This is a genomic window from Cycloclasticus sp. PY97N, from assembly GCF_002443175.1.
GTDB lineage: Bacteria > Pseudomonadota > Gammaproteobacteria > Methylococcales > Cycloclasticaceae > Cycloclasticus > Cycloclasticus pugetii.
Window position 1 is genome coordinate 520,478 of sequence record NZ_CP023664.1, and the last position, 19,954, is coordinate 540,431.

The 19,954-nt window shown below is 43.1% G+C and carries 18 protein-coding genes; 10 read left to right on the plus strand and 8 right to left on the minus strand.

Annotated features, from left to right (window positions below; all coding sequences use genetic code 11):
• The first annotated feature begins 3 nt into the window (after positions 1–3).
• The 8 genes from CPC19_RS02600 (at position 4) to cobB (ending at position 8,746) form a co-directional block, all read left to right on the plus strand.
• Complete coding sequence (locus CPC19_RS02600; RefSeq protein WP_016390897.1) at positions 4–1,191, plus strand: hypothetical protein; 1,188 nt, start codon at positions 4–6, stop codon at positions 1,189–1,191.
• A 138-nt stretch (positions 1,192–1,329) separates the two neighbouring features.
• Entirely contained in the window at positions 1,330–1,668 is a 339-nt protein-coding gene (locus tag CPC19_RS02605; RefSeq protein WP_015006845.1) for a P-II family nitrogen regulator, read from the plus strand.
• Entirely contained in the window at positions 1,669–2,967 is a 1,299-nt protein-coding gene (locus tag CPC19_RS02610) for an ammonium transporter (protein ID WP_015006844.1), read from the plus strand.
• A gap of 86 nt (positions 2,968–3,053) precedes the next feature.
• The gene (locus CPC19_RS02615; protein WP_015006843.1) at positions 3,054–3,677 is read left to right on the plus strand and encodes a glutathione S-transferase family protein; all 624 of its coding nucleotides are present in this window, start codon (positions 3,054–3,056) and stop codon (positions 3,675–3,677) included.
• Between the two features lie 133 nt (positions 3,678–3,810).
• Complete coding sequence (gene fusA / locus CPC19_RS02620; RefSeq protein WP_016390898.1) at positions 3,811–5,895, plus strand: elongation factor G; 2,085 nt, start codon at positions 3,811–3,813, stop codon at positions 5,893–5,895.
• 73 nt (positions 5,896–5,968) lie between these two features.
• Entirely contained in the window at positions 5,969–7,207 is a 1,239-nt protein-coding gene (locus tag CPC19_RS02625) for a glycosyltransferase (RefSeq protein ID WP_016390899.1), read from the plus strand.
• 2 nt (positions 7,208–7,209) lie between these two features.
• A complete protein-coding gene (locus CPC19_RS02630) occupies positions 7,210–8,055 on the plus strand; it encodes an NAD-dependent epimerase/dehydratase family protein (RefSeq protein WP_016390900.1) in 846 nt (281 codons plus the stop codon).
• Positions 8,042–8,746, plus strand: coding sequence for a Sir2 family NAD+-dependent deacetylase (gene cobB / locus CPC19_RS02635; RefSeq protein ID WP_015006839.1), 705 nt, complete (start codon positions 8,042–8,044; stop codon positions 8,744–8,746). Before CPC19_RS02630 ends, cobB begins: the two co-directional genes overlap by 14 nt.
• Here cobB and CPC19_RS02640 read toward each other — a convergent pair.
• From CPC19_RS02640 to CPC19_RS02655, 4 genes are all read right to left on the minus strand, one after another.
• Positions 8,738–10,261, minus strand: a complete 1,524-nt coding sequence (locus tag CPC19_RS02640) for an FMN-binding glutamate synthase family protein (RefSeq protein WP_015006838.1) — start codon at positions 10,259–10,261, stop codon at positions 8,738–8,740. The two genes, cobB and CPC19_RS02640, sit on opposite strands and share 9 nt — an antisense overlap.
• Before the next feature lie 7 nt (positions 10,262–10,268).
• On the minus strand, positions 10,269–10,862 hold the full coding sequence (locus CPC19_RS02645) for a DoxX family protein (RefSeq protein ID WP_015006837.1): 594 nt from the start codon (positions 10,860–10,862) through the stop codon (positions 10,269–10,271).
• Between the two features lie 48 nt (positions 10,863–10,910).
• Positions 10,911–11,858: a bile acid:sodium symporter family protein gene (locus tag CPC19_RS02650; protein WP_016390901.1), complete on the minus strand. Its 948-nt coding sequence runs from the start codon at positions 11,856–11,858 to the stop codon at positions 10,911–10,913.
• A gap of 372 nt (positions 11,859–12,230) precedes the next feature.
• Complete coding sequence (locus CPC19_RS02655) at positions 12,231–13,493, minus strand: 6-phosphofructokinase (protein WP_016390902.1); 1,263 nt, start codon at positions 13,491–13,493, stop codon at positions 12,231–12,233.
• A 267-nt stretch (positions 13,494–13,760) separates the two neighbouring features.
• Between CPC19_RS02655 and CPC19_RS02660 the strand changes: the two genes are divergently transcribed.
• Both CPC19_RS02660 and CPC19_RS02665 read left to right on the plus strand, forming a co-directional pair.
• A complete protein-coding gene (locus CPC19_RS02660; RefSeq protein WP_016390903.1) occupies positions 13,761–15,665 on the plus strand; it encodes a LapD/MoxY N-terminal periplasmic domain-containing protein in 1,905 nt (634 codons plus the stop codon).
• 24 nt (positions 15,666–15,689) lie between these two features.
• Positions 15,690–16,391 (plus strand): transglutaminase-like cysteine peptidase, encoded by a 702-nt coding sequence (locus CPC19_RS02665; RefSeq protein ID WP_016390904.1) that lies wholly within the window; start codon positions 15,690–15,692, stop codon positions 16,389–16,391.
• 96 nt (positions 16,392–16,487) lie between these two features.
• Here the strand turns inward: CPC19_RS02665 and CPC19_RS02670 are convergent, their stop codons facing one another.
• From CPC19_RS02670 to CPC19_RS02680, 4 genes are all read right to left on the minus strand, one after another.
• Positions 16,488–17,744, minus strand: a complete 1,257-nt coding sequence (locus CPC19_RS02670) for a TolC family outer membrane protein (protein ID WP_240183341.1) — start codon at positions 17,742–17,744, stop codon at positions 16,488–16,490.
• Positions 17,710–17,889 carry a hypothetical protein gene (locus CPC19_RS11925; protein ID WP_240183342.1) on the minus strand — a complete coding sequence of 60 codons (180 nt, stop codon included), beginning with the start codon at positions 17,887–17,889 and terminating at the stop codon, positions 17,710–17,712. The genes CPC19_RS02670 and CPC19_RS11925 overlap by 35 nt, the downstream gene beginning before the upstream one ends.
• 86 nt (positions 17,890–17,975) lie before the next feature.
• Positions 17,976–18,605 carry a response regulator transcription factor gene (locus CPC19_RS02675; protein WP_015006831.1) on the minus strand — a complete coding sequence of 210 codons (630 nt, stop codon included), beginning with the start codon at positions 18,603–18,605 and terminating at the stop codon, positions 17,976–17,978.
• A 76-nt stretch (positions 18,606–18,681) separates the two neighbouring features.
• Entirely contained in the window at positions 18,682–19,953 is a 1,272-nt protein-coding gene (locus CPC19_RS02680; protein ID WP_015006830.1) for an HlyD family type I secretion periplasmic adaptor subunit, read from the minus strand.
• Position 19,954: the final 1 nt, after the last annotated feature.

Consider the following 19,954-nt stretch of genomic DNA (forward strand, 5'->3'; position numbering starts at 1 on the left):
TCAATGAGCTTTAAAAAAGCAATGGTAGGCGGCCTGTTGGTAGGCGGGGTCGCCTTCTTATCGTCCGGTTTCGCAAGCGAGTGGTCTGGGTATGTAGCGGGGGAGTATCGCTATTTCACGCAGTCAGCTCTAGATCAGCAGCAGTTTAATGACGCAAGCGTATCGTTTTCAGCCGCGCCGGAGTTTTATCACAGTTGGAATGATGGCGATGATGCCTTTATCTTTAGCTCATTTTTTCGTTGGGATGAGCAAGATCCTCAACGCACACATATAGATTTGCGTGAGCTGATGTGGATTCATGCCGAGCGAGACTGGGAGGTGCGCTTAGGTGTTGGCAAAGTGTTTTGGGGGGTGACTGAATCACAGCACTTAGTGGATATTATTAATCAGTCCGATATGGTTGAAAACTTTGACGGTGAAGATAAGCTTGGGCAAACCATGCTTAACTTGTCGCTTATTAAAGACTGGGGAACAGTTGATTTATTTGTACTGCCGGGTTTTAAAGAGCGAACTTTTTCAGGCAAAGATGGGCGTTTTCGCCCAACACCGGCGATAGACGATCATACCGCTTATCAATCTGATTCTAAGGATAAGCATGTGGATTATGCTGTGCGCTGGAGTCAAACGTTTGATGATTGGGATGTTGGGGTCTCCCACTTTTATGGCACGAGCCGTGAGCCAAGAATTATTCCTACAGCGACCGCGGGTGGTATCGCGTTGGTTCCTTTTTACGACCTTATTAATCAAACCGGCCTAGATGTACAAGCAACGCTCGATGAGTGGCTTTGGAAGGTTGAATTGATACACCGTAGTGGACAGGGTGAAACATTTAACGCGTTTACAGGTGGTTTTGAATATACTTTTGTGGGTGTTATGGAATCTGCTGCTGATGTTGGTCTGATAGCGGAATATTTGTACGATGATCGCGGTGCAGACGTTGCTTTTGATAATGATATATTTGTGGGTGCTCGTTTAGCAATGAATGACGCGGCGTCAAGTGAGCTATTATTTGGCGTTATTGCTGATGTTGACCAAAATACTCAGTTCTATAGCCTTGAGGGAAGCCGGCGTATTGGTGTTAGTTGGGTATTAAGTGTAGAGGCGCGATTCATATCCGCTGCTAGCAATGATGCACTTGCACCTTTTCGCCAGGACGATGTTATTCAACTGGAGTTTGCGCGCCACTTTTAATCAACCCTTGCTGCCGCTTTTTAATTGATAGCCGCTTTTGCTAAGAGGCGGCTATCAACGGTTTGCACCAAAATAGGTTGATGAATGCTCGGCTTTGATGCAGAATCGAAAAATTAAATTAATAATAAAAGGTTTTGTATGAAATTAATAACAGCCATTATCAAGCCATTTAAATTAGAAGATGTGCGAGAGGCTCTATCTGCTGCGGGCTTTGAAGGAATTACTGTGACAGAAGTTAAGGGTTTTGGCCGTCAGCGCGGCCATACAGAATTATATCGTGGGGCTGAATACGTCGTTGATTTTTTGCCAAAGGTAAAGTTAGAGATTGCGGTTTCGACAGAGCAGTTAGACAGTGCAATTGATGCAATTATTAATGCGGCGAATACTGGAAAAATTGGCGATGGCAAAATTTTTGTAACGAATCTAGAAAGAGCAATTCGAATTCGTACCGGAGAAACAGGCGTTGAGGCTTTGTAAATGAAGATCAGGGGAATTGATAGCTGTCTCTTTTTAAGTCTGTTGTTTTTGCCGACTTTAGCCAGTGCTGAGGAATTAAACGGTGCCAATACTGCATGGATTTTAACGTCTACAGCACTTGTGCTTTTTATGACCATCCCCGGCCTATCAATGTTTTATGCGGGACTGGTACGTACTAAGAATGTACTGTCTGTGTTTATGCAGTGCTTTATGATTACCTGTGTCTCGTCTGTATTATGGTTAATTGTCGGTTATAGTCTTGCGTTTGGCGAAGGTAATGCGTGGATTGGTGATTTATCAAGGGTGATGTTTTCTGGTATTAGCCGTGAAACGTTGTCGGGCGATATTCCAGAAGCATTATTTGCAATGTTCCAGATGACCTTTGCGGTTATTACTCCTGCATTGATCGTGGGTGCCTTCGCAGAAAGAATGAAATTTTCTGCGATGCTGTTATTCAGTGCTATCTGGCTGTTGGTTGTTTATGTGCCCGTTACCCATTGGGTTTGGGGTGGTGGTTGGTTAAGCGCATTGGGTGTTTATGACTTTGCCGGTGGTATTGTTGTGCATATCACAGCCGGTGTTGCGGCCTTAGTGGCAGCACTTGTTATTGGCCCTAGGAAAGGCTTCCCAGCAACAGCAATGCCTCCTCATAATTTAACAATGACGATTGCTGGTGCAGGTATGCTCTGGGTGGGTTGGTTTGGCTTTAATGGTGGTAGCGCCTTGGCTGCCAATGGTGATGCAGCAATGGCCATCATTGTGACGCATATTTCCGCCTCTATGGGGGCCTTTACCTGGATGGCTATTGAGTGGAAAAGATTTGGTAAACCCAGTGCTTTGGGTGCCGTTACCGGGATGGTTGCAGGTTTAGGTACGATTACACCTGCGTCAGGTTTTGTGGGCCCAGGTGGTGCGCTTATCATTGGTTTGTTGGCGGGAATGGTTTGTTTTGGCGCCACACAGTACATTAAGCGTGTGTTGAAGATTGATGATTCATTAGACGTTTTTCCCGTGCATGGTGTTGGGGGGATTTTAGGGTCCTTAGTAGTTGCTGTGTTTGCATCCACCCAGTTAGGTGTTTTTAGCGGTTATGGTTTTGCCGATGGTATTACAACAATAGCAGGCCAGTTATCTGTTCAAGCAATTGGTGTAGTAACAACCATCGTGTTTACAGCTGTCTCCACCTACATTATTTTGAAACTTGTTGGTGCTTTAACCGGCGGTCTGCGAGTGGATGAAGAAGCGGAGCAGCAAGGACTGGATGTTGTTTCGCATGAGGAAACGGGTTACAACCTGTAAACAAAATAAGCGAGATAAAAAGCCCGGCTTAGCCGGGTTTTTTATGCGAGGTCTGGACACGCTATAAGAAAAATTAGGAGAGCACGATGATTAAATTATATGGTTACCCAAGGTCGAGAAGCACGCGTGTAGTTTGGATGCTGGAAGAGTTAGGTGTCGATTATGAGTACATCAAAATAGAGTTGTTAAAAGGAGCTGGGCAGGCGGAGGATTATCTAAAGGTTCACGCAGATGGCAAGGTGCCAGCGATTGATGACGACGGTTTTGTACTAACAGAATCAGCGGCTATTATGACGTACTTGGGAGATAAGTATCCTGCGTCAAATTTAGTGCCAATGCCAAATAGCAAGCAAAGGGCAAAATATGACGAATGGTGTTTCTTTGTGCTCACAGAGTTAGAGCAGCCGTTATGGACGACTGGAAAGCATACGTTTGTTTTTCCTGAAGAGAAGCGTGTACCGGAAATTCTTCAGATTGCGCGTTGGGAGTTTTTAAAAGCTTGTAAGGTATTGGCGCAGCGTTTAGAGAATAAAACGTTTGCCTTAGGTGAGTCGTTTTCTGCAATTGATATTCTAGTGGCGCAGACGCTTCTTTGGGCAAAGGCGTTTGATATGCCCACCGGCTCTAAAGAGTTAGACGCTTACCGTGACCGAATTAGCGCAAGGCCATCACTCGGTAGAGTCGTGGATAGAGAGACGGCGGCGAATTAATAATAAATTCTGGTCTATTCATAGACTTAACTTAGGTGCTACAATAGTGAGTTCATTCAAACTACTTAACTTTCGGTGTAAGCGTGGAAGCGATGTTTGGATAACATTTTATTAACTTAACCTTCGTAGACTTATGACTGACTTATCCAAATACAGAAACATCGGTATTTTCGCCCACGTGGATGCGGGTAAAACCACCACGACAGAACGTATCTTAAAATTAACCGGTAAAATTCATAAAACAGGTGAGACTCACGATGGTGAATCAACAACCGACTTTATGGAGCAAGAAGCTGAGCGTGGAATAACGATTCAGTCTGCTGCAACATCGTGTGAGTGGAATGGTCACCGCATGAATATTATCGACACACCGGGACACGTTGATTTTACTATCGAAGTGTATCGTTCATTAAAAGTACTTGATGGTGGTGTAGGTGTTTTCTGTGGCTCTGGTGGTGTTGAGCCCCAGTCAGAAACAAACTGGCGTTATGCGAATGAATCTGAAGTAGCTCGGGTTATTTTTGTAAATAAGCTAGATCGTATGGGTGCTGATTTCTACCGTGTGGTTGATCAAGTAGAGAATGTATTGGATGCTAATCCCTTAGTCATGGTATTACCGATTGGTATTGAAGATGACTTTACAGGTGTTGTTGATTTGTTAACACGTAAAGCATACGTTTGGGATGATTCTGGTCAGCCTGAAAACTACACAGTGAGTGAGCCTCCAGCTGACATGGCCGATAAGGTTGAAGAGTACCGCGAAAAGCTTATTGAAATGGCGGTTGAGCAAGATGATGACTTGATGGAAGCATATCTTGAAGGTGAAGAGCCTTCTTTAGATGATATCAAGCGTTGTATTCGCAAAGGAACAATTGCACTTGATTTCTTCCCTACATACTGTGGTTCTGCGTTTAAAAACAAAGGTATTCAGCTAGTATTGGATGCAGTTGTAGATTTCTTACCAAACCCAACTGAAGTGAAGCCTCAGCCAGAGACAGATGAAGAAGGGAATGAAACAGGAAAGTTTGCGATTGTGGACGAAAAAGGTCCATTACGTGCGTTAGCATTTAAAATCATGGATGACCGCTTTGGTGCCTTAACATTTATCCGTATTTACTCAGGGGTGATGAATAAAGGGGATACAGTTTTAAATACCTTCACGGGCAAAACGGAACGAATTGGTCGATTGGTGGAAATGCACGCTGATGAGCGTATCGAGCTAGAGGGTGCTGTAGCTGGTGATATTGTGGCTGTAGTGGGTATGAAAGATGTACAAACGGGTCATACATTATGTGATCCTAAAAACCCAGCAACTTTAGAACCAATGGTGTTCCCTGATCCAGTTATCTCTATTGCTGTGTCACCGAAAGATAAAGGAGGATCAGAAAAAATGGGTATCGCGATCGGTAAAATGATCAAAGAAGATCCATCGTTCCGTGTTGAAACTGACGAAGACAGTGGTGAGACAATTCTTAAAGGAATGGGTGAGCTTCACTTAGATATTAAAATTGATATTCTTAAGCGTACCCATGGTGTTGATGTTAGCGTAGGTAAACCACAAGTGGCGTACCGTGAAACCATTACTAAGCGCTTAGAAGATAGCTACACACATAAGAAACAATCAGGTGGTTCAGGCCAATTTGGTAAAATTGATTATGTTCTAGAACCAGCCGAAACAGGCGAAGGCTTTAGTTTTGAATCAAAAGTAACCGGTGGTAATGTTCCTCGTGAATACTGGCCAGCGGTTGAAAAAGGCTTCGAAAAGCAAATGGCAAAAGGTGTGTTAGCGGGCTACCCTTGTGTAGACGTTAAAGTCACCTTAATGGATGGTGGTTTCCATGCAGTGGATTCATCAGCCGTTGCATTTGAATTAGCAGCGAATGGTGCATATCGTCAATCTATGCCTAAAGCGGGCGCACAGTTAATGGAACCGATCATGAAAGTGGATGTGTTCACGCCAGACGATCACGTCGGTGACGTTATTGGTGACCTTAACCGTCGCCGTGGCATGATCAAGTCTCAAGATGCGGGCGCAACAGGTGTACGTATTAAGGCTGAAGTACCACTTAGCGAAATGTTTGGTTACATTGGTGACTTACGTACGATGACATCAGGCCGTGGTCAGTTCTCTATGGAGTTTGTTCACTATATGCCTTGTCCTAAAAACGTGGCTGAAGAAGTGATTAAAGAAGCCAAAGAGCGTGAAGCTAATAAATAAGTTAGTACGCGGTAAATAATAAAAGGGCTGGTTTTTACCGGCCCTTTTTTATGCAACACTATAAAATAAACGTATGAAGGTATTAATTGTCGCCGCTCTTTGGCCAGAGCCTACATCGTCTGCAGCGGGCCGGCGAATGATGGATTTATTAAAGCAGTTTCACGCGCAAGGCTGGTCCATCACCTATGCTTGCACAGCAATGGCGTCTGAGCATTGTTACCCGCTTGAGTCGCTCAATATTAAACGACAAAGTATTGCGGTTAATGATGCTACATTTGATGTATTTATCAGCAATTTATCGCCAGATATCGTTCTGTATGACCGCTTTATGGTGGAAGAACAATTCTCCTGGCGGGTAGAAAAGCATTGCCCAACAGCGATGTCGATGCTGGAAACATCAGACCTACACTGTTTACGCAGTGCACGTGAGATAGCAGTAAAAAAAGCTAGGGAGTTTAAGCAGGCTGATTTAATGAACGATGTCGCTTATCGAGAGATTGCGAGTATTTTGCGTACAGACCTAACATTAATTATCTCAAGCTATGAGATGACGTTATTGAGCTCGGTATTTAAAGTGGATGAATCATTGATTCATTACCACCCTTTTATGGTAGATACTAAAGATGCCCAGAATAAGGCTAACAATTGGCCTAGCTATGAAGAGCGCAACGGCTTTATCTGTATTGGTAATTTTAAGCACGCGCCAAATTGGGACTCTGTGCAGTATTTAAAGCAAGAAATATGGCCGCGTATTAGGCAGCAGTTATCGGCAGCAGAGTTATTCATTTATGGTGCCTATCCACCCCCCAAAGCGTTTCAGCTGAATAAAGAAAAAGATGGTTTCTATATAAAAGGACGGGCAGATAATGTGGAAACCGTGATGCAACGTGCGCGAGTATGTTTAGCGCCGTTGCGTTTTGGAGCGGGCTTGAAAGGCAAATTATTAGATGCGATGGAGAACGGTACGCCGAGCGTTACCTCATCAGTAGGGGCAGAGGCTATGCATGGAGATTTGCCATGGAACGGTTTTGTTGAAGATGAGCCGCAGGCGTTTGCAGACTTAGCAGTGAAGCTGTATACAAATAAGTCGATGTGGCAAACATGCCAATCGCAAGGTATGGATATATTGCAACAGTGTTATTCATCAACACGGTTTATGCAGCCGCTAATAGAAAGGATTATATCGGTGAAAGATCAGTTAGCCGCCCATCGTCAGCATAACTTTCAAGGTGCTATGCTGAAACATCATTTAATGAAAAGCACAAAATACATGTCTCTTTGGATAGAAGAAAAAAATAAAAGAAAAGAATAATTATGGCGAAAATCATGGTGATGGGGTGTGGTGATGTAGGCATGGGGTTAGCTGAAAGGCTGGCGGCGACAGGGCATGAAGTTACTGGGGTGAGAAGAACCTTGCAGACTCAGTCCTCAGATATTCATTTTATTCAGGCAGATGTGACGAATGCTGAACAGGTGGGTGCGTTAGACTTTAATGTTGATGGCCTTGTTTATATATTGTCTCCTACAGGGCGAGACATTTCTGCATACAAAGATGTGTTTAAAATAGGGGTAGAGCAGGTGCTAAGTGCATTAAAACAGCAAAACCCGACGCTACCGATTTTTTTTATATCATCCACAAGGGTATATGCTCAGCAACAAGGGGAGTGGGTGAGTGAGCAGTCAGCGACAGAGACAATGGACGAAAGAGGGCGGCTTTTATTGCAAGCTGAAGATCAGTTTTTAGCGTTTAATGAGCATGCAACAGTGATTAGGTTTTCTGGAATTTATGGGCGTTCAAACTACTTTATAAATCAGCTTAAAAGAGGCACAGAGATTCAAAAAGTCCCTCCATATTATACAAACCGAATTCATCGAGAAGACTGTATCGGTGTACTTGAATTTTTGCTAACTAAGCAGTTGAATGGTGAAGGCTTAGAGCGTATTTATTTGGCCTCTGACCTAGATCCTGCCGAAAAATGGAATGTGGCAAGCTATATCACAAAAAAACTAGGGTTAGCCTCTTGTAGTGCAAAGATATTAGATAAAACGGCTAGTCATAATAAGCGAATAGATAGTCGGCAATTAACCGAGGGCGGCTACCAGTTTAAGTATGCGACTTATAAACAAGGCTATGAGGCTGTGATGAATGAAGAACGCTAAATCAATCGTTATATTAACCGGTGCAGGGGTATCGGCGGAGTCAGGCATTAAAACCTTTAGAGCCAGTGATGGGCTTTGGGAAGAGCATAGAATAGAAGAGGTGGCTACGCCTGAAGGCTTTGCAAGAAACCCGGCATTGGTTCACCGTTTTTATAATATGCGTCGGCAGCAGTTATTAAGTGGCGAGGTGAAACCAAATGAGGCGCATCTTGCAATCGCTGAGCTAGAAAAAAACAATGAACTGTCTGTATTAGTGGTAACGCAGAATATAGATAATTTACATGAGCGAGCAGGCACAAAAAATATTATCCATATGCACGGCGAGTTATTGAAGTGTTTTTGTAAGCAGAGCGAAAAAAGATTTACAGTTTATGAAAATTTAAATGAAGACTCGGTGTGTGAGTGCTGCGGACAACAAAAGACCCTGCGACCAGATATCGTTTGGTTTGGCGAAATGCCCTATCAAATGGATGAGATTTACAGAGCGATTATCGAATGTGACTTGTTTCTGTCAATAGGGACATCGGGCAATGTATACCCTGCTGCAGGTTTTGTAGAAATGGCTAATCAAGCCGGAGCCCATACAGTAGAGCTTAACCTTGAGCCCTCTCAAGTTGAGTCAGAGTTTAAAGAAAAAATCTATGGCCCTGCAAGTGAGGTCGTTGCAAGCTACTTACGCCAATTAATGTAATTTAATAGCGGTGTCAGGGTAAGGCTGTAACTCGTTTAATGGAACGGACATGCCATCTGGCATGACGATACGAGCGTGGTGCCGGTGTAAGCGTCTTGGCCCTGAAACACCGCACGAATGAGCAATAGTAGACACCTCTTTAACTAAGTTCTTTTGATAATTAGCAACGCGATTTGCTTTATTCGCTGGATCGAGACCACGTTGTAGGTCACGGTTGTGTGTAGTGATGCCCGTTGGACAGGTGTTTTTATTGCATTGCAGGGCTTGTATGCAGCCGAGAGCAAACATGAAACCACGTGCTGAGGTGATAAAGTCGGCGCCTGCGCACAAAGCCCAAGCGACCTCAGCAGGGTTAATACGTTTGCCGGAAGCGATAATACGAATACGTTTACGAAGGCCATATTTAAGAAGGGTATTCTCAACCGCTGGTAATGACTCAGTAAGCGTTAGTCCGACATTATCAATTAATGACATAGGCGCTGCACCGGTTCCGCCATCGCCACCATCAATAGTAATAAAGTCGGGAGCGGATTCTTCGCCACGAGAACAGATTAATTCACACAGCTCCTCAAGCCATTGCCACGAACTGACAACGGTTTTAAAGCCAACCGGTTTGCCGGTTACATGGCGGACATGTTCAATTAAATCCAAAAGCTCAGTGGTTGAATTAACATCAACGTGACGGTTTGGGCTGATTGAATCCATACCGGCGGGTATGCCACGAATATCGGCAATTTCTTGGCTGACTTTTAAACCGGGTAAAATGCCTCCCTTTCCTGGTTTAGCCCCTTGGCTGAGCTTAATTTCAAACATTTTAACTTGATGGTGTCGGGCAATCGATTCGAGTTTCTCATCACTTAATTGTCCGTGCTGATCGCGAACGCCATATTTAGCGGTACCAATTTGAAAAACCAGGTCACAATCACCTTCCAAATGGTAAGGGGACAGGCCACCTTCGCCGGTGTTATACCAACAGCCGGCTTTTTTAGCGCCGTGTGAAAGCGCCTGTACTGCAGGCTTGGAAATAGCGCCAAAACTCATTCCCGAAATATTAAAAACCGATGACGTTGAATATGGTTTGTTGCAATAGGGGCCTATCATGATTGGGCCTAAGGCAGCGTTTTCATGTTCCAGTTTTGGAAAGGGGCAATTAACGAAAATAATAGCACCGGGCTGTCGTAGGTCTTTGGTTGAACCAAAAGCTACAGTGGCATCTAAATTTTTTGCAGCCCGATAAACCCAACTTCGTTGAGCGCGGTTAAAAGGCAGTTCTTCACGATCCATGGCAAAGAAATATTGTCGAAAAAACTCGCCTCCCTTTTCAAACAAGAACCTAAAGCGGCCTATAAGCGGGTAGTTTCTTAAAATAGTTGATTTTTTTTGCGTGCGGTCTTTGACGTAAAGAATAACCGAAAGTATGAGGAATGCGGTCAACGCAAAGACAAAGGCAGCACTTAAGAACTCAATGGATCTTGATAAATAAAGTGCAACATTCATTGAAAATAGACTATCCATAATTTAATTATCCCTTAAATTTTTTAGCAATCCAAAAATCTAAACTAAGGTATTTTCCCGCACCCATAAAAAATAGTACAAGTAACATGATGAAATAAGTGCTCGCAAATTCAATACCATTATTCAAGATAACGACACTACCATTCTCGGTGAGCCAGTTGTAATTCCCGTGTTCATGAAGAATCTCTTTTGCAACGTTGAGACGCTCAACAGCGCCACGAGTTCGCTCATTGGCAAACAAGCCGCTGCCTTCAGCAATGGCTAACCAACCATTGGGTAAATGCACGGTCACAGCAGCAACAGCCATGGTGATCATTAACGGAATAGAAACCCACCTAACAGCAAGCCCAATAAGTAAAAGAACGGCGCCAATAATTTCTACCCAAGTTGCAGCAGCAGCCATAAAATAGGGGAAAGGTAAGCCCAAGCCATAATCAGCATTGCCAAACCAGTCGACAGTGCTATCAAAAGCCGCTAATTTTTGGGTGCCAGCGAGCCAAAAAATGGGTGCAAGATAGAGCCTTAATGCCAACGGTGCCAAAAAATCCACTGAACGAGTGCTATCTAAGACAGATTGAAGTTTGTTAATACATTTAATCATGGGTAGTCCTTAATTTATTTCGGTCAGTAAAATAGACCCATTGATAAACTAAGTTCTTTCTGCCTCGTTTGTTAACGCGTTTAACCGTTGTTTGTGGCGTAGCCAAGCGCTAGCACCCGCACCGGTTAGGATGCACCAAACAGCAAACAACGCACCGGGTAAGGCTGTTTCGGGGGAAAAGTGTTTAAGGGCAAGTGCCACGCCTAAGCCCGCATTCTGCATGCCGATTTCTATCGCGAGTGTTAAGCGATAAGGGGCGCTAAAGTGAGAAAACTTTGCAATGCTCCAACCGAGTAAATAACCCAGTGCATTGACGGAAATAATAACTAAAAACAACTCAGGGGTAATGCTATTTAAACGGTCGTGGTTAGCAGCAACGGCATAAGCGCAGATAATAATAATGGCCAGTGAAGCCATAGAAGGGGCGAACTCAATGAGCGGCCTTGCATGTTGACCTAGGGTTTTTCTAATCAGCATGCCAAAGGTGAGTGGCAGTAAAACCGTTAGTAAGATGGTTCTCATCATCGGCCAAAAGGGAATTGGCAGGTAAGTGCCGCCTAACCATTCAACTAATAATGGAGTTAAGGCAGGCGATAAGAATGTTGCTATGGTGGTGAGCGTGACAGAGAAAGCGACGGCTCCGCCGGCCAAGAATACGATAACATTACTGGCCATTGCGCCGGGTGCGCAACCGACAATAATAACGCCTAAAGCTATTTCTGCTGGTAAACCGGCCAACCAAGCGGCGGTCGCGCCGAGTAGGGGCATAATACTGTATTGGCTTAAGATACCAATTAAGATCGGTTTGGGAGTTTTTATTGTTGTTTTTAATTCATCAGGTTTTAACACTACGCCCAAGGCAAACATAGAGGCGGCAAAAAACCAGAGAAAATAATCTTTAAAAATTAAAAAAATAGCGGGTTGATAAAATGCGATCACAGCGCATATGAGCGTTAATGGCGCCATGCCGCGAGAAATGAGGTTAAGTAGTTTCATGGGCTTAAGGATAAGTGTTTAGCAGCAAATAACACAGCTATTTATGGATTAAACGCGGCAATAGCAGTGTGGGTTCGATAGTATTTTGTATGTGGACTGTGGTTTATGCAATAGAGAGTAAGGCGGTTGATAAGGGCATTAAAAGACTATCGCTTAATTTAGCTGCCTCCTTCATCAATTGACGGGCTGGTTCGCCATCCTGTAACCAAGATTACGCATGGTTAATGAGCGGCCAGTCGCTAGCTGTAAGCGCTTATAGTGCTCACAGGGAATCGAGGACTAAGTGATTTTCTGCCTAATAAGAAATAATTAGTTTGCTTAAATAGGCAGGTAACGTCATCGTCTAATAGAAGGTAAGTATTGTAGCGTTAGTTACAGGTCAAACGGCTCGTTAAGTATTTTTTCAACCGGTAAGTTTTTCAAGCGAACGTATTGGGGGAGGCCATTAACGTAAGGAGGAGAGTCTTCACCCATAATTAAAGGTCGCAAGTATTCTTCACATTCAGCGGTAATGCCAAAACCATCTTCACTGATGTAATGCGGAGGAAGCATTTGCTCAATATTAGCAACGTCTTTTAATTCGCCAACACCTATTTCCCATTGGTATGGATTATTGCTGGTGCGAACAATGGTTGGCATGACAGCGGTTTTTCCGTCAAGCGCCAGCTCAACCGCGGCTTTGCCCATCGCATAGGCTTGGTCTACATCGGTTTTAGAGGCGATATGGCGTGCGGCACGTTGTAAATAATCTGCCACAGCCCAATGGTATTTGTAGCCATGGGCAGTTTTAATCATGTCAGCAACTACCGGAGCGACACCACCTAGTTGGGCATGACCAAAGGCATCACGGGTGCCAGCCTCCGCTAAAAACGTTCCGTCAGGATTCCTAACTCCTTCAGAAACAACGATGCAGCAGAAGCCATGTTTTTTAACAGTGCTCTCAACTTTGGCTAGAAATTTTTCTTGGTCAAACGTAATCTCAGGAAACAAAATAATATGTGGTGACTCACCTTCTCTTTCAGCTGCCAACCCACCAGCTGCGGCAATCCAACCCGCATGCCGGCCCATTACTTCAAGTACAAATACCTTGGTTGATGTGCGTGCCATTGAGGCAACGTCAAAGCCAGCCTCACGTATTGAAACTGCCACATATTTGGCAACGGAGCCAAATCCTGGGCAGTTATCAGTAAGCGGTAAATCGTTGTCGACAGTTTTTGGAATGCCGATACAACGCAAGTCATGTCCTAATGATTGACTTAATTGGGAAAGTTTATGCGTGGTGTCTTGTGAATCACCGCCGCCATTGTAAAAGAAATAACCAATATTATGAGCTTTGAAAACAGCAATAAGACGTTCGTATTCAGCGCGGTTTTCTTCAAAGCTTTTTAATTTATAACGACATGAACCAAATGCACCTGAAGGGGTATAACGTAAGGCGGCAATATCTTCATCAGACTCTAACGATGTGTCTATAAGGTCTTCGGTCAAGGCGCCAATAATGCCATTACGGCCTGCGTATACCTTGCCTATTTTATCGCCATGTTGACGTGCAGTTTCAATGAGCCCGCAGGCGCTTGCATTGATAACAGCGGTGACACCGCCAGATTGAGCGTAAAAAGCATTTTTAGTGGTCATATATCACCAGATAATTTGTAGAGGGCGCATTATAAATGCTGAATGATCATATCGTCAGCATATTTGAAAAACAGTGGTGATTAATAAGCTATGTAATGCGGGTTAGCCTGAACTTTTGTTTAGAATAACAGAAACAATTGGCGCTTAACGTTTAAGGAATAATGCCAGATTTGCGCTATAGTTAAGAACGTCTGGCGGTGATGCGTTGACTTGCGTTAACGATTGAGTCATTGCCGATCAAAAACCTACTTGAGAAGGTGTATAAGCATGTCGTTATCTAAACAATTACTGATTCTTATCTCTGCGCTATTTCTGATTATTTTCAGTGTGAATTTTGTATTGAGTGTAAACAATATAAGAAGCTATTTGGAAGGGGAGTCACAAATTCATGCGCAAGATACGGCGACCTCATTGGGCTTATCACTTAGCCCCTATATGGTGGACACTCAAGACCCCGTACTTGAAACAATGATGAAAGCAATATTTGATCGTGGTTATTACAAGGAAATTAAGCTGGTTGATGTGACAGGGCAGAGTTTGGTAACACTGAGGAATGATAAAACATTTGCTTCAGTTCCTCAGTGGTTTATTGACTTTGTGCCCATGCAAACAGCTCGTGCCGACAGTGAAATTAGTTCTGGTTGGAGTATCAGTGGCACTATTTCGGTAACAATTAATCCTGGCTATGCGTATTTTAAACTTTATGAGCAAGTGAAAACGAGTTTCTATTACTCGCTTATGGTTTTTGCTGCATCGATTGTTTTGTTGTTGTTGGTGTTGCAAATAACCTTGTCTTCGCTGAAAAGAATTGGCGTCATGGCAGAAACGATATCGACAGGGCATTTCGATATGATTAAGCGCTTACCTTGGACAACTGAGGTTCGAAAGGTGGCTTTGTCGATGAATATAATGTCTAAAAAGTTAGAACGTGTCATTCAAAACCTGAACAAAAAACTGGAGAACATTGGTAAGAAACTTCAACTGGATGAGTTGACTGGGTTAAGTAAAAAAAGCAGTTTTGAACTGAGGCTGAAAGAAGTGCAAAGCTCACATGAAGAGGCTTTTGTTTTTATGATAAAAATAGATGCTTTAACAAGTTTAGTCAAAGAGTTAGGCCCTGATACGATAGATCAATTTATTAAGGATTTTGCTGAAATATTAAAATCAAAAACGAGCGTTGACTCTTCGGTGGATATCGACGCATATCGTTTTTTTGGTTCAGAGTTTGTGTTGTTAATGCGCGGTGCAACAGTTGATCAGTCAGAAAGATTAGCTCGATCATTAAGCACTTCATTTACTGAATTGGGCGAGCAATATAATAAAAAAGATATCGCACATATAGGCGTTGCGGCCTTTGACCCATTTAGTCCGAAAAACAATATTTTGTTGGCTGCTAATGAAGCGTATGAACAAGCGCAGCTTATTGGTGCTAATAGTTACTACCTTCGAAAAGGTAAAGATCGAGCGAAGGATATGGCTGAATGGAAGGAGTTGGTGTTTGATATTGTTGATAATGATGACTTTAAAGTCTCCTATGTCAGCACAACGGAGAACCTCCAAACGGCGGATGTGTTGATGCAAGATGCCTTTTCTGAAGCACTTGATAAGAATGGTGATGTGCTTTCAATTGGCACCTTTGTTTCGATAGCCGAAAAGTTTGTAAAGATTGTAGACCTCGATAAAGGGGTGGTGTCTCGAGTCATTGATCATATCAAAGAGAATAATATTTCCAATCAAATAGCCATTAACTTATCTAGCAGAACGGTAAAGAGTAGTGATTTTAGGGGCTGGTTGACAGTTTTGTTAAATCAAAACCAGGCGGTTGCAGGTCAGTTAGTTTTTAGCTTGTCGGCGTATGCCGTTAATAAAGAGATCGGTGTGTATAAAGAATTTATTCACTTTATACGTAAACATAATGCCAAGGTTCTTATTAAGCGATTCGAGACGCAGTCAATGTTGCCCCAGGCAGTTAAAGAGTTAAAGCCTGACTATATTCGTCTGGCCCGAGACCTTGGTAACGGTATTGCGCAGGATGTTGAGAAACGTGAGTTTGTAAAAACAATGCTTGAAATAGGAGAGTTATTAGATATTCAGGTGTTAGCAGAGAATATTCAGGCCGATGAAGACATTGAATGTTTAACAAAAATGGGTGTTTTAGGCGCTAGTCGTTAGTCTATAAAACGATTGATCTGCTATATGAACACGATCTGCCAACAAGCGGTTGCCAACAGGGGTTCTAAGCGTCCGTGCAGCGCTTGGTTACAGCTTATCGTTTTTTTGTTTTGCTTGGTGGTTGTTGTGGTCTCTCCAGCGGCACTAAATTTTAGTTCAGAGCTTATCGCCAAGGTGGAAATGAAATATGGTAAGCATGCGTCAAACAGGGTGTTAGCCTGGCAAGGCCTGATTCAGTCGGCAAAAAATCTACCTGAAAAAGAAAAACTGGAGCGGGTTAATGACTTCTTTAATCAACAGCTTGAGTTTGTGGATGATGATGAGTTGTGGGGATTAGTTGATTATTGGGCAACACCATTAGAAGCCTTATCTAAAGGGGCGGGGGATTGTGAGGATTACTCAATTGCTAAGTATTTTACGCTTATTGAGTTGGGTGTCCCAGACAGCAAGATGCGAATCACCTATGTGAAGGCCATTGAGTTGGATCAAGCACATATGGTGCTGACGTACTTTGAAAAACCAGGCAGTATTCCAGCGGTGTTAGATAATTTAAAACCAGCTATTTCTCCGGCATCTATGCGGCGAGACCTATTACCTGTCTATAGCTTTAACGGTTCGGGTCTATGGTTGGCAAAGTCGCGAGGGACCGGAAAGAAATTAGGAGGTTCGGATCGTTTAAATAAATGGGGCAGTATGAAAAACAGAATGAGGGTTAATAAATTCTAGTTCTCTAATAGGAATTTGGATTATATGTTTTAAAAGTAAGTCAAAAAAAAGCCATCAACAAAAGTTAATGGCTTTTTAGTTTGTTTATGTTAGTAACTACTCAGGGGCTGCTGAATAAGTAGGCGTTACTTTTCCTCTTTGTGAGGCGCCAATCCAAGGTTGAACCTCGGGTAAGATGGTGGTCTCTTCGGGTAATGCAATATTGAGGTAATTATTCAGTGCGCCTGCGCTGGCAAGGATTCTGAATTGTGAGAATAGCTCGTCGTATTTCGCATTAGTGTAAGCGCTTTTAGCAACAAACATTTCGTTAGCAGAGTCTAGTAAATCTAATAGCGAACGACGACCAATATTAAATTGCTTTTGGTAAGCTTCATTACTTTTAATGCTTGAATCACGGTGGCTTTCAAAAAACGCCATTTGATTTTTCACCGTTTGATGAGCAATCCATGATAGTCGCATACTTTCTACGGCTTGGCGGTATGTGTTATCTCTTATACTTTTTGCCTGATTGATCAGTTGAGCGGTTTCTTTACGACGAGCAGCATCTTTACCACCGTTGAATAAGTTGTAACGCAAGCGAAGCATTGCAGAGGCATCTTCATTGACCTCTTCAATACCATCAATATCTTTGTTGTGCGTAGCGCTGAGTTCAAGATCAACACGTGGTAAAAAGGCTGTTTTTGCTGTTGCGTGCTGTGCAATAGCGGATTTAATATCTGAATTTGCTGACTTTAAAATGGGGTGGTTAGCAATGGCGCTATCAACCGCTTGGTCGAAGGTGGCTGGTAAGGCGTCTTCAGGTGGAGTGATGGGTTCTAACTCGGAAGGTAAGCGGCCAACTATTCTTAAATAAGCGGTCTGAGCGTCTTTTAAATTACCCACTTCTGATAAAACATTTTTTTGCGCTAGTGATAGTGATAAACGGCCTGTTGATTGCTCGACATCTGCCCTGCGCCCAACACCACGACTACTCCGTGAGGAAATTTGTTCGTTGGTGCTTTGGTGAACCGCTAAGTTTTCTTCAGCTAATGCCAATAGTTCTTCGCGACGTAAAACATTAATATAGGCTTCAACCGCGTTGAGGGCAGTAATTTCTGCTTGGCCAAAAACTGTATAAGCACGAGAGTTTGTTCTAGCCGTTTGGCGGTTAACCTCACTGGCCGTCGCAAACCCGTCGTAGATCATCTGTCTGACTTGGATAGAGGCCTCATCTCTACCAAGAGATTTTGACTCAGAACCATCTGCCTTTGTTGAAGAGTTGAAAGAGCGCTCCCAACCAGCACCAACAGCAATGTCTACAGTTGGAAAGTAGCCAGCTTTAGCCAGCTTTAGCCTGACTGATTTCCTGCTCAACGGCTAAACGTTCAGATTTGGCAGATTGAATTTGTGGGTTTTCATTGATAGTGTGTTGAATTGCATCTTGCAATGTCTCAGCACTTGCTGTGCTTAAGCTGAGTGCCAACAGACCACTTACAGCTATTTTTAGTTTAAGACTCATAGTTCCCTCTTGCTTTATTATGTGGTGTAAAAATAGGTATCTATACCAAATTATACGGCTGAATTTAACGTAAGCACCAAGTTAGGTCAACTATATTCTTTAATATACAGGGCGAGGTGTAACCTGTCAGAGACACCAAGTTTTTTAAAAATGGATGTTAGGTGAGCTTTGACGGTACGTTCTGATATGTTTAGGGCTGTTGCAATAGCCTTGTTGCTTTCCCCATCTCGAATCATATTCGCAACATCATTTTCTCGTGACGACAATGTTGCCAATAGAGCAGAAGACTCAATCGATTCGGTGTTATTAACTGCTTCAAGTGGCTGTGGTTTCATTTTGACCAGCGTACCAATCACTCGCGGCACAAGGTGACGCTGAATCCATATGTCTCCCTTTATTATACTGTTGACGGCCTGCACTAGAAGCTTTGCGGGTTCAGATTCACCGCAATACCCGGCAGCGCCATGGACGAGGGCATTAATTTGCTTATTTTCTGACCAATTTTTCCCTACCACCAAAATGCGTGCTGAAGTTGAGGTTAATGTAGAGGTTAAATCTGCGTCAGTGTCGACCTTTTTTGAGTCAATGACGACAACCGAAGCGTTGCTTAATTCCTTTTTGCTGGTGGCCGTAAAAATGTCAAAATGACTGATTAAGGCGTGAGACCAGAGTTTCACAATATCAGGGTTGTCTGAATAAATAGCGATGCGGTGCATTTAGCTCGCCTCTTTAGAGTCGGTGGTCAGTGCTAGTCGCTTGGAATAAATAAGATTGTTGCCTGGCAACCACATGTTAACGTTCCTTGAGTGCGCGTTCTTTCGCTTTTAAAATGGGTTTAAGCAAGTAATCTAACACAGTTTTTTTGCCCGTTAAAATATCGACATCTGCTGTCATGCCAGCAATAATGCTTAGCTTTACACCATTTCTTTCAAGGTAATTCTTTTTAGTGCGCAATCGAATCATATAGTAATTTTCACCATCTTCTTCATTGGTAATGCTGTCGGCGCTAATATGCTCAAGCTCTGCTTCAAGTCCACCATAAATAGAAAAGTCATAGGCTGTTAGCTTCACCATGGCTTTTTGTCCTGGGTGAAGAAAAGCAATGTCGGCGGGGCGAATTTGCGCTTCAATTAACAATTGGTCGTCAATGGGGACAATTTCAACTAAATCCATGCCGGGTTGGATGACACCACCAACAGTGGTGACCTTTAGTTGTTTAATAACACCTTTCACTGGTGAAAGTACACGTGTACGTGTTACTCGGTCTTCTAGCGCAAATGTCGATTCGCTGGTTCTATCTAGCTCTGCTTTGGTCTGGTTTAGCTCTTCGAGAGCCTTTGTTTGGAAGCGCACCTTGGTTTCATGGAGTTTATTTCTGGCCTCTGTTAATTGGCCTTTTAGGCTGTTCGCTTCTCGTTTGATACGAAGGAGTTCTACTTTAGACATGGCGCCTTCATCTACCAAAGGCGCAGACATTTCCAGCTCTTCCTGTAACAACGCATAGCCACGCGTATATTGGCTTATTTGTTCTTTTATTGTTTGGGTGGCGGCATTTAATTCTTTGCGTCGAGACTTAAAGAGTTGCACTGCATTTTTAGCAATCTCAGGGGCGTTTTTTAATACATCATCAGGAATAACCAGTGTTGTATTGTTGACCTCAGCGGTTAACCGAGCTGTTGCTGCTAGTAATTCGTGATATTTGAGTTTTGTTTCATTTAAAGAGGAGGCAAACCTAACTGCATCTAGTTGTAACAGGGCTTGGCCTTTTTCGACGGTTTCACCCTCACGAACTAAAATTTCAGCCAGAATACCTCCCTCTAAATTTTGAATAACTTGAATATGGCTTGAGGGGGTTGTTTTGCCCGAGCCACGAGTCACTTCATCTAGTTCGGCAAAATTAGCCCAAATAAGGGCAATGATGACAAAAATAAAACTTATCCATAAAATCAAGTGGCTTTGAATGGATGCGCCATAGAGGCTGGCTGCATTTACATCAGTTACGTAGGTCTGATTTTCGGCGTGTTGCTTGTATTTCTTTTTAACGGTTGAAATTTTATTTAACATT

Coding starts and splice junctions, on each gene's coding strand:
- CPC19_RS02645 (WP_015006837.1), bottom strand. CDS start 10,862: ATGATTAAATGTATTAACAAACTTCAATCTGTCTTAGATAGCACTCGT.
- CPC19_RS02655 (WP_016390902.1), bottom strand. CDS start 13,493: ATGACCACTAAAAATGCTTTTTACGCTCAATCTGGCGGTGTCACCGCT.
- CPC19_RS02615 (WP_015006843.1), top strand. CDS start 3,054: ATGATTAAATTATATGGTTACCCAAGGTCGAGAAGCACGCGTGTAGTT.
- CPC19_RS02610 (WP_015006844.1), top strand. CDS start 1,669: ATGAAGATCAGGGGAATTGATAGCTGTCTCTTTTTAAGTCTGTTGTTT.
- CPC19_RS02605 (WP_015006845.1), top strand. CDS start 1,330: ATGAAATTAATAACAGCCATTATCAAGCCATTTAAATTAGAAGATGTG.
- CPC19_RS02675 (WP_015006831.1), bottom strand. CDS start 18,605: ATGCACCGCATCGCTATTTATTCAGACAACCCTGATATTGTGAAACTC.
- CPC19_RS02600 (WP_016390897.1), top strand. CDS start 4: ATGAGCTTTAAAAAAGCAATGGTAGGCGGCCTGTTGGTAGGCGGGGTC.
- cobB (WP_015006839.1), top strand. CDS start 8,042: ATGAAGAACGCTAAATCAATCGTTATATTAACCGGTGCAGGGGTATCG.
- CPC19_RS02680 (WP_015006830.1), bottom strand. CDS start 19,953: ATGTTAAATAAAATTTCAACCGTTAAAAAGAAATACAAGCAACACGCC.
- CPC19_RS02650 (WP_016390901.1), bottom strand. CDS start 11,858: ATGAAACTACTTAACCTCATTTCTCGCGGCATGGCGCCATTAACGCTC.
- CPC19_RS02630 (WP_016390900.1), top strand. CDS start 7,210: ATGGCGAAAATCATGGTGATGGGGTGTGGTGATGTAGGCATGGGGTTA.
- fusA (WP_016390898.1), top strand. CDS start 3,811: ATGACTGACTTATCCAAATACAGAAACATCGGTATTTTCGCCCACGTG.
- CPC19_RS02660 (WP_016390903.1), top strand. CDS start 13,761: ATGTCGTTATCTAAACAATTACTGATTCTTATCTCTGCGCTATTTCTG.
- CPC19_RS02640 (WP_015006838.1), bottom strand. CDS start 10,261: ATGGATAGTCTATTTTCAATGAATGTTGCACTTTATTTATCAAGATCC.
- CPC19_RS02665 (WP_016390904.1), top strand. CDS start 15,690: ATGAACACGATCTGCCAACAAGCGGTTGCCAACAGGGGTTCTAAGCGT.
- CPC19_RS02625 (WP_016390899.1), top strand. CDS start 5,969: ATGAAGGTATTAATTGTCGCCGCTCTTTGGCCAGAGCCTACATCGTCT.
- CPC19_RS11925 (WP_240183342.1), bottom strand. CDS start 17,889: ATGAGTCTTAAACTAAAAATAGCTGTAAGTGGTCTGTTGGCACTCAGC.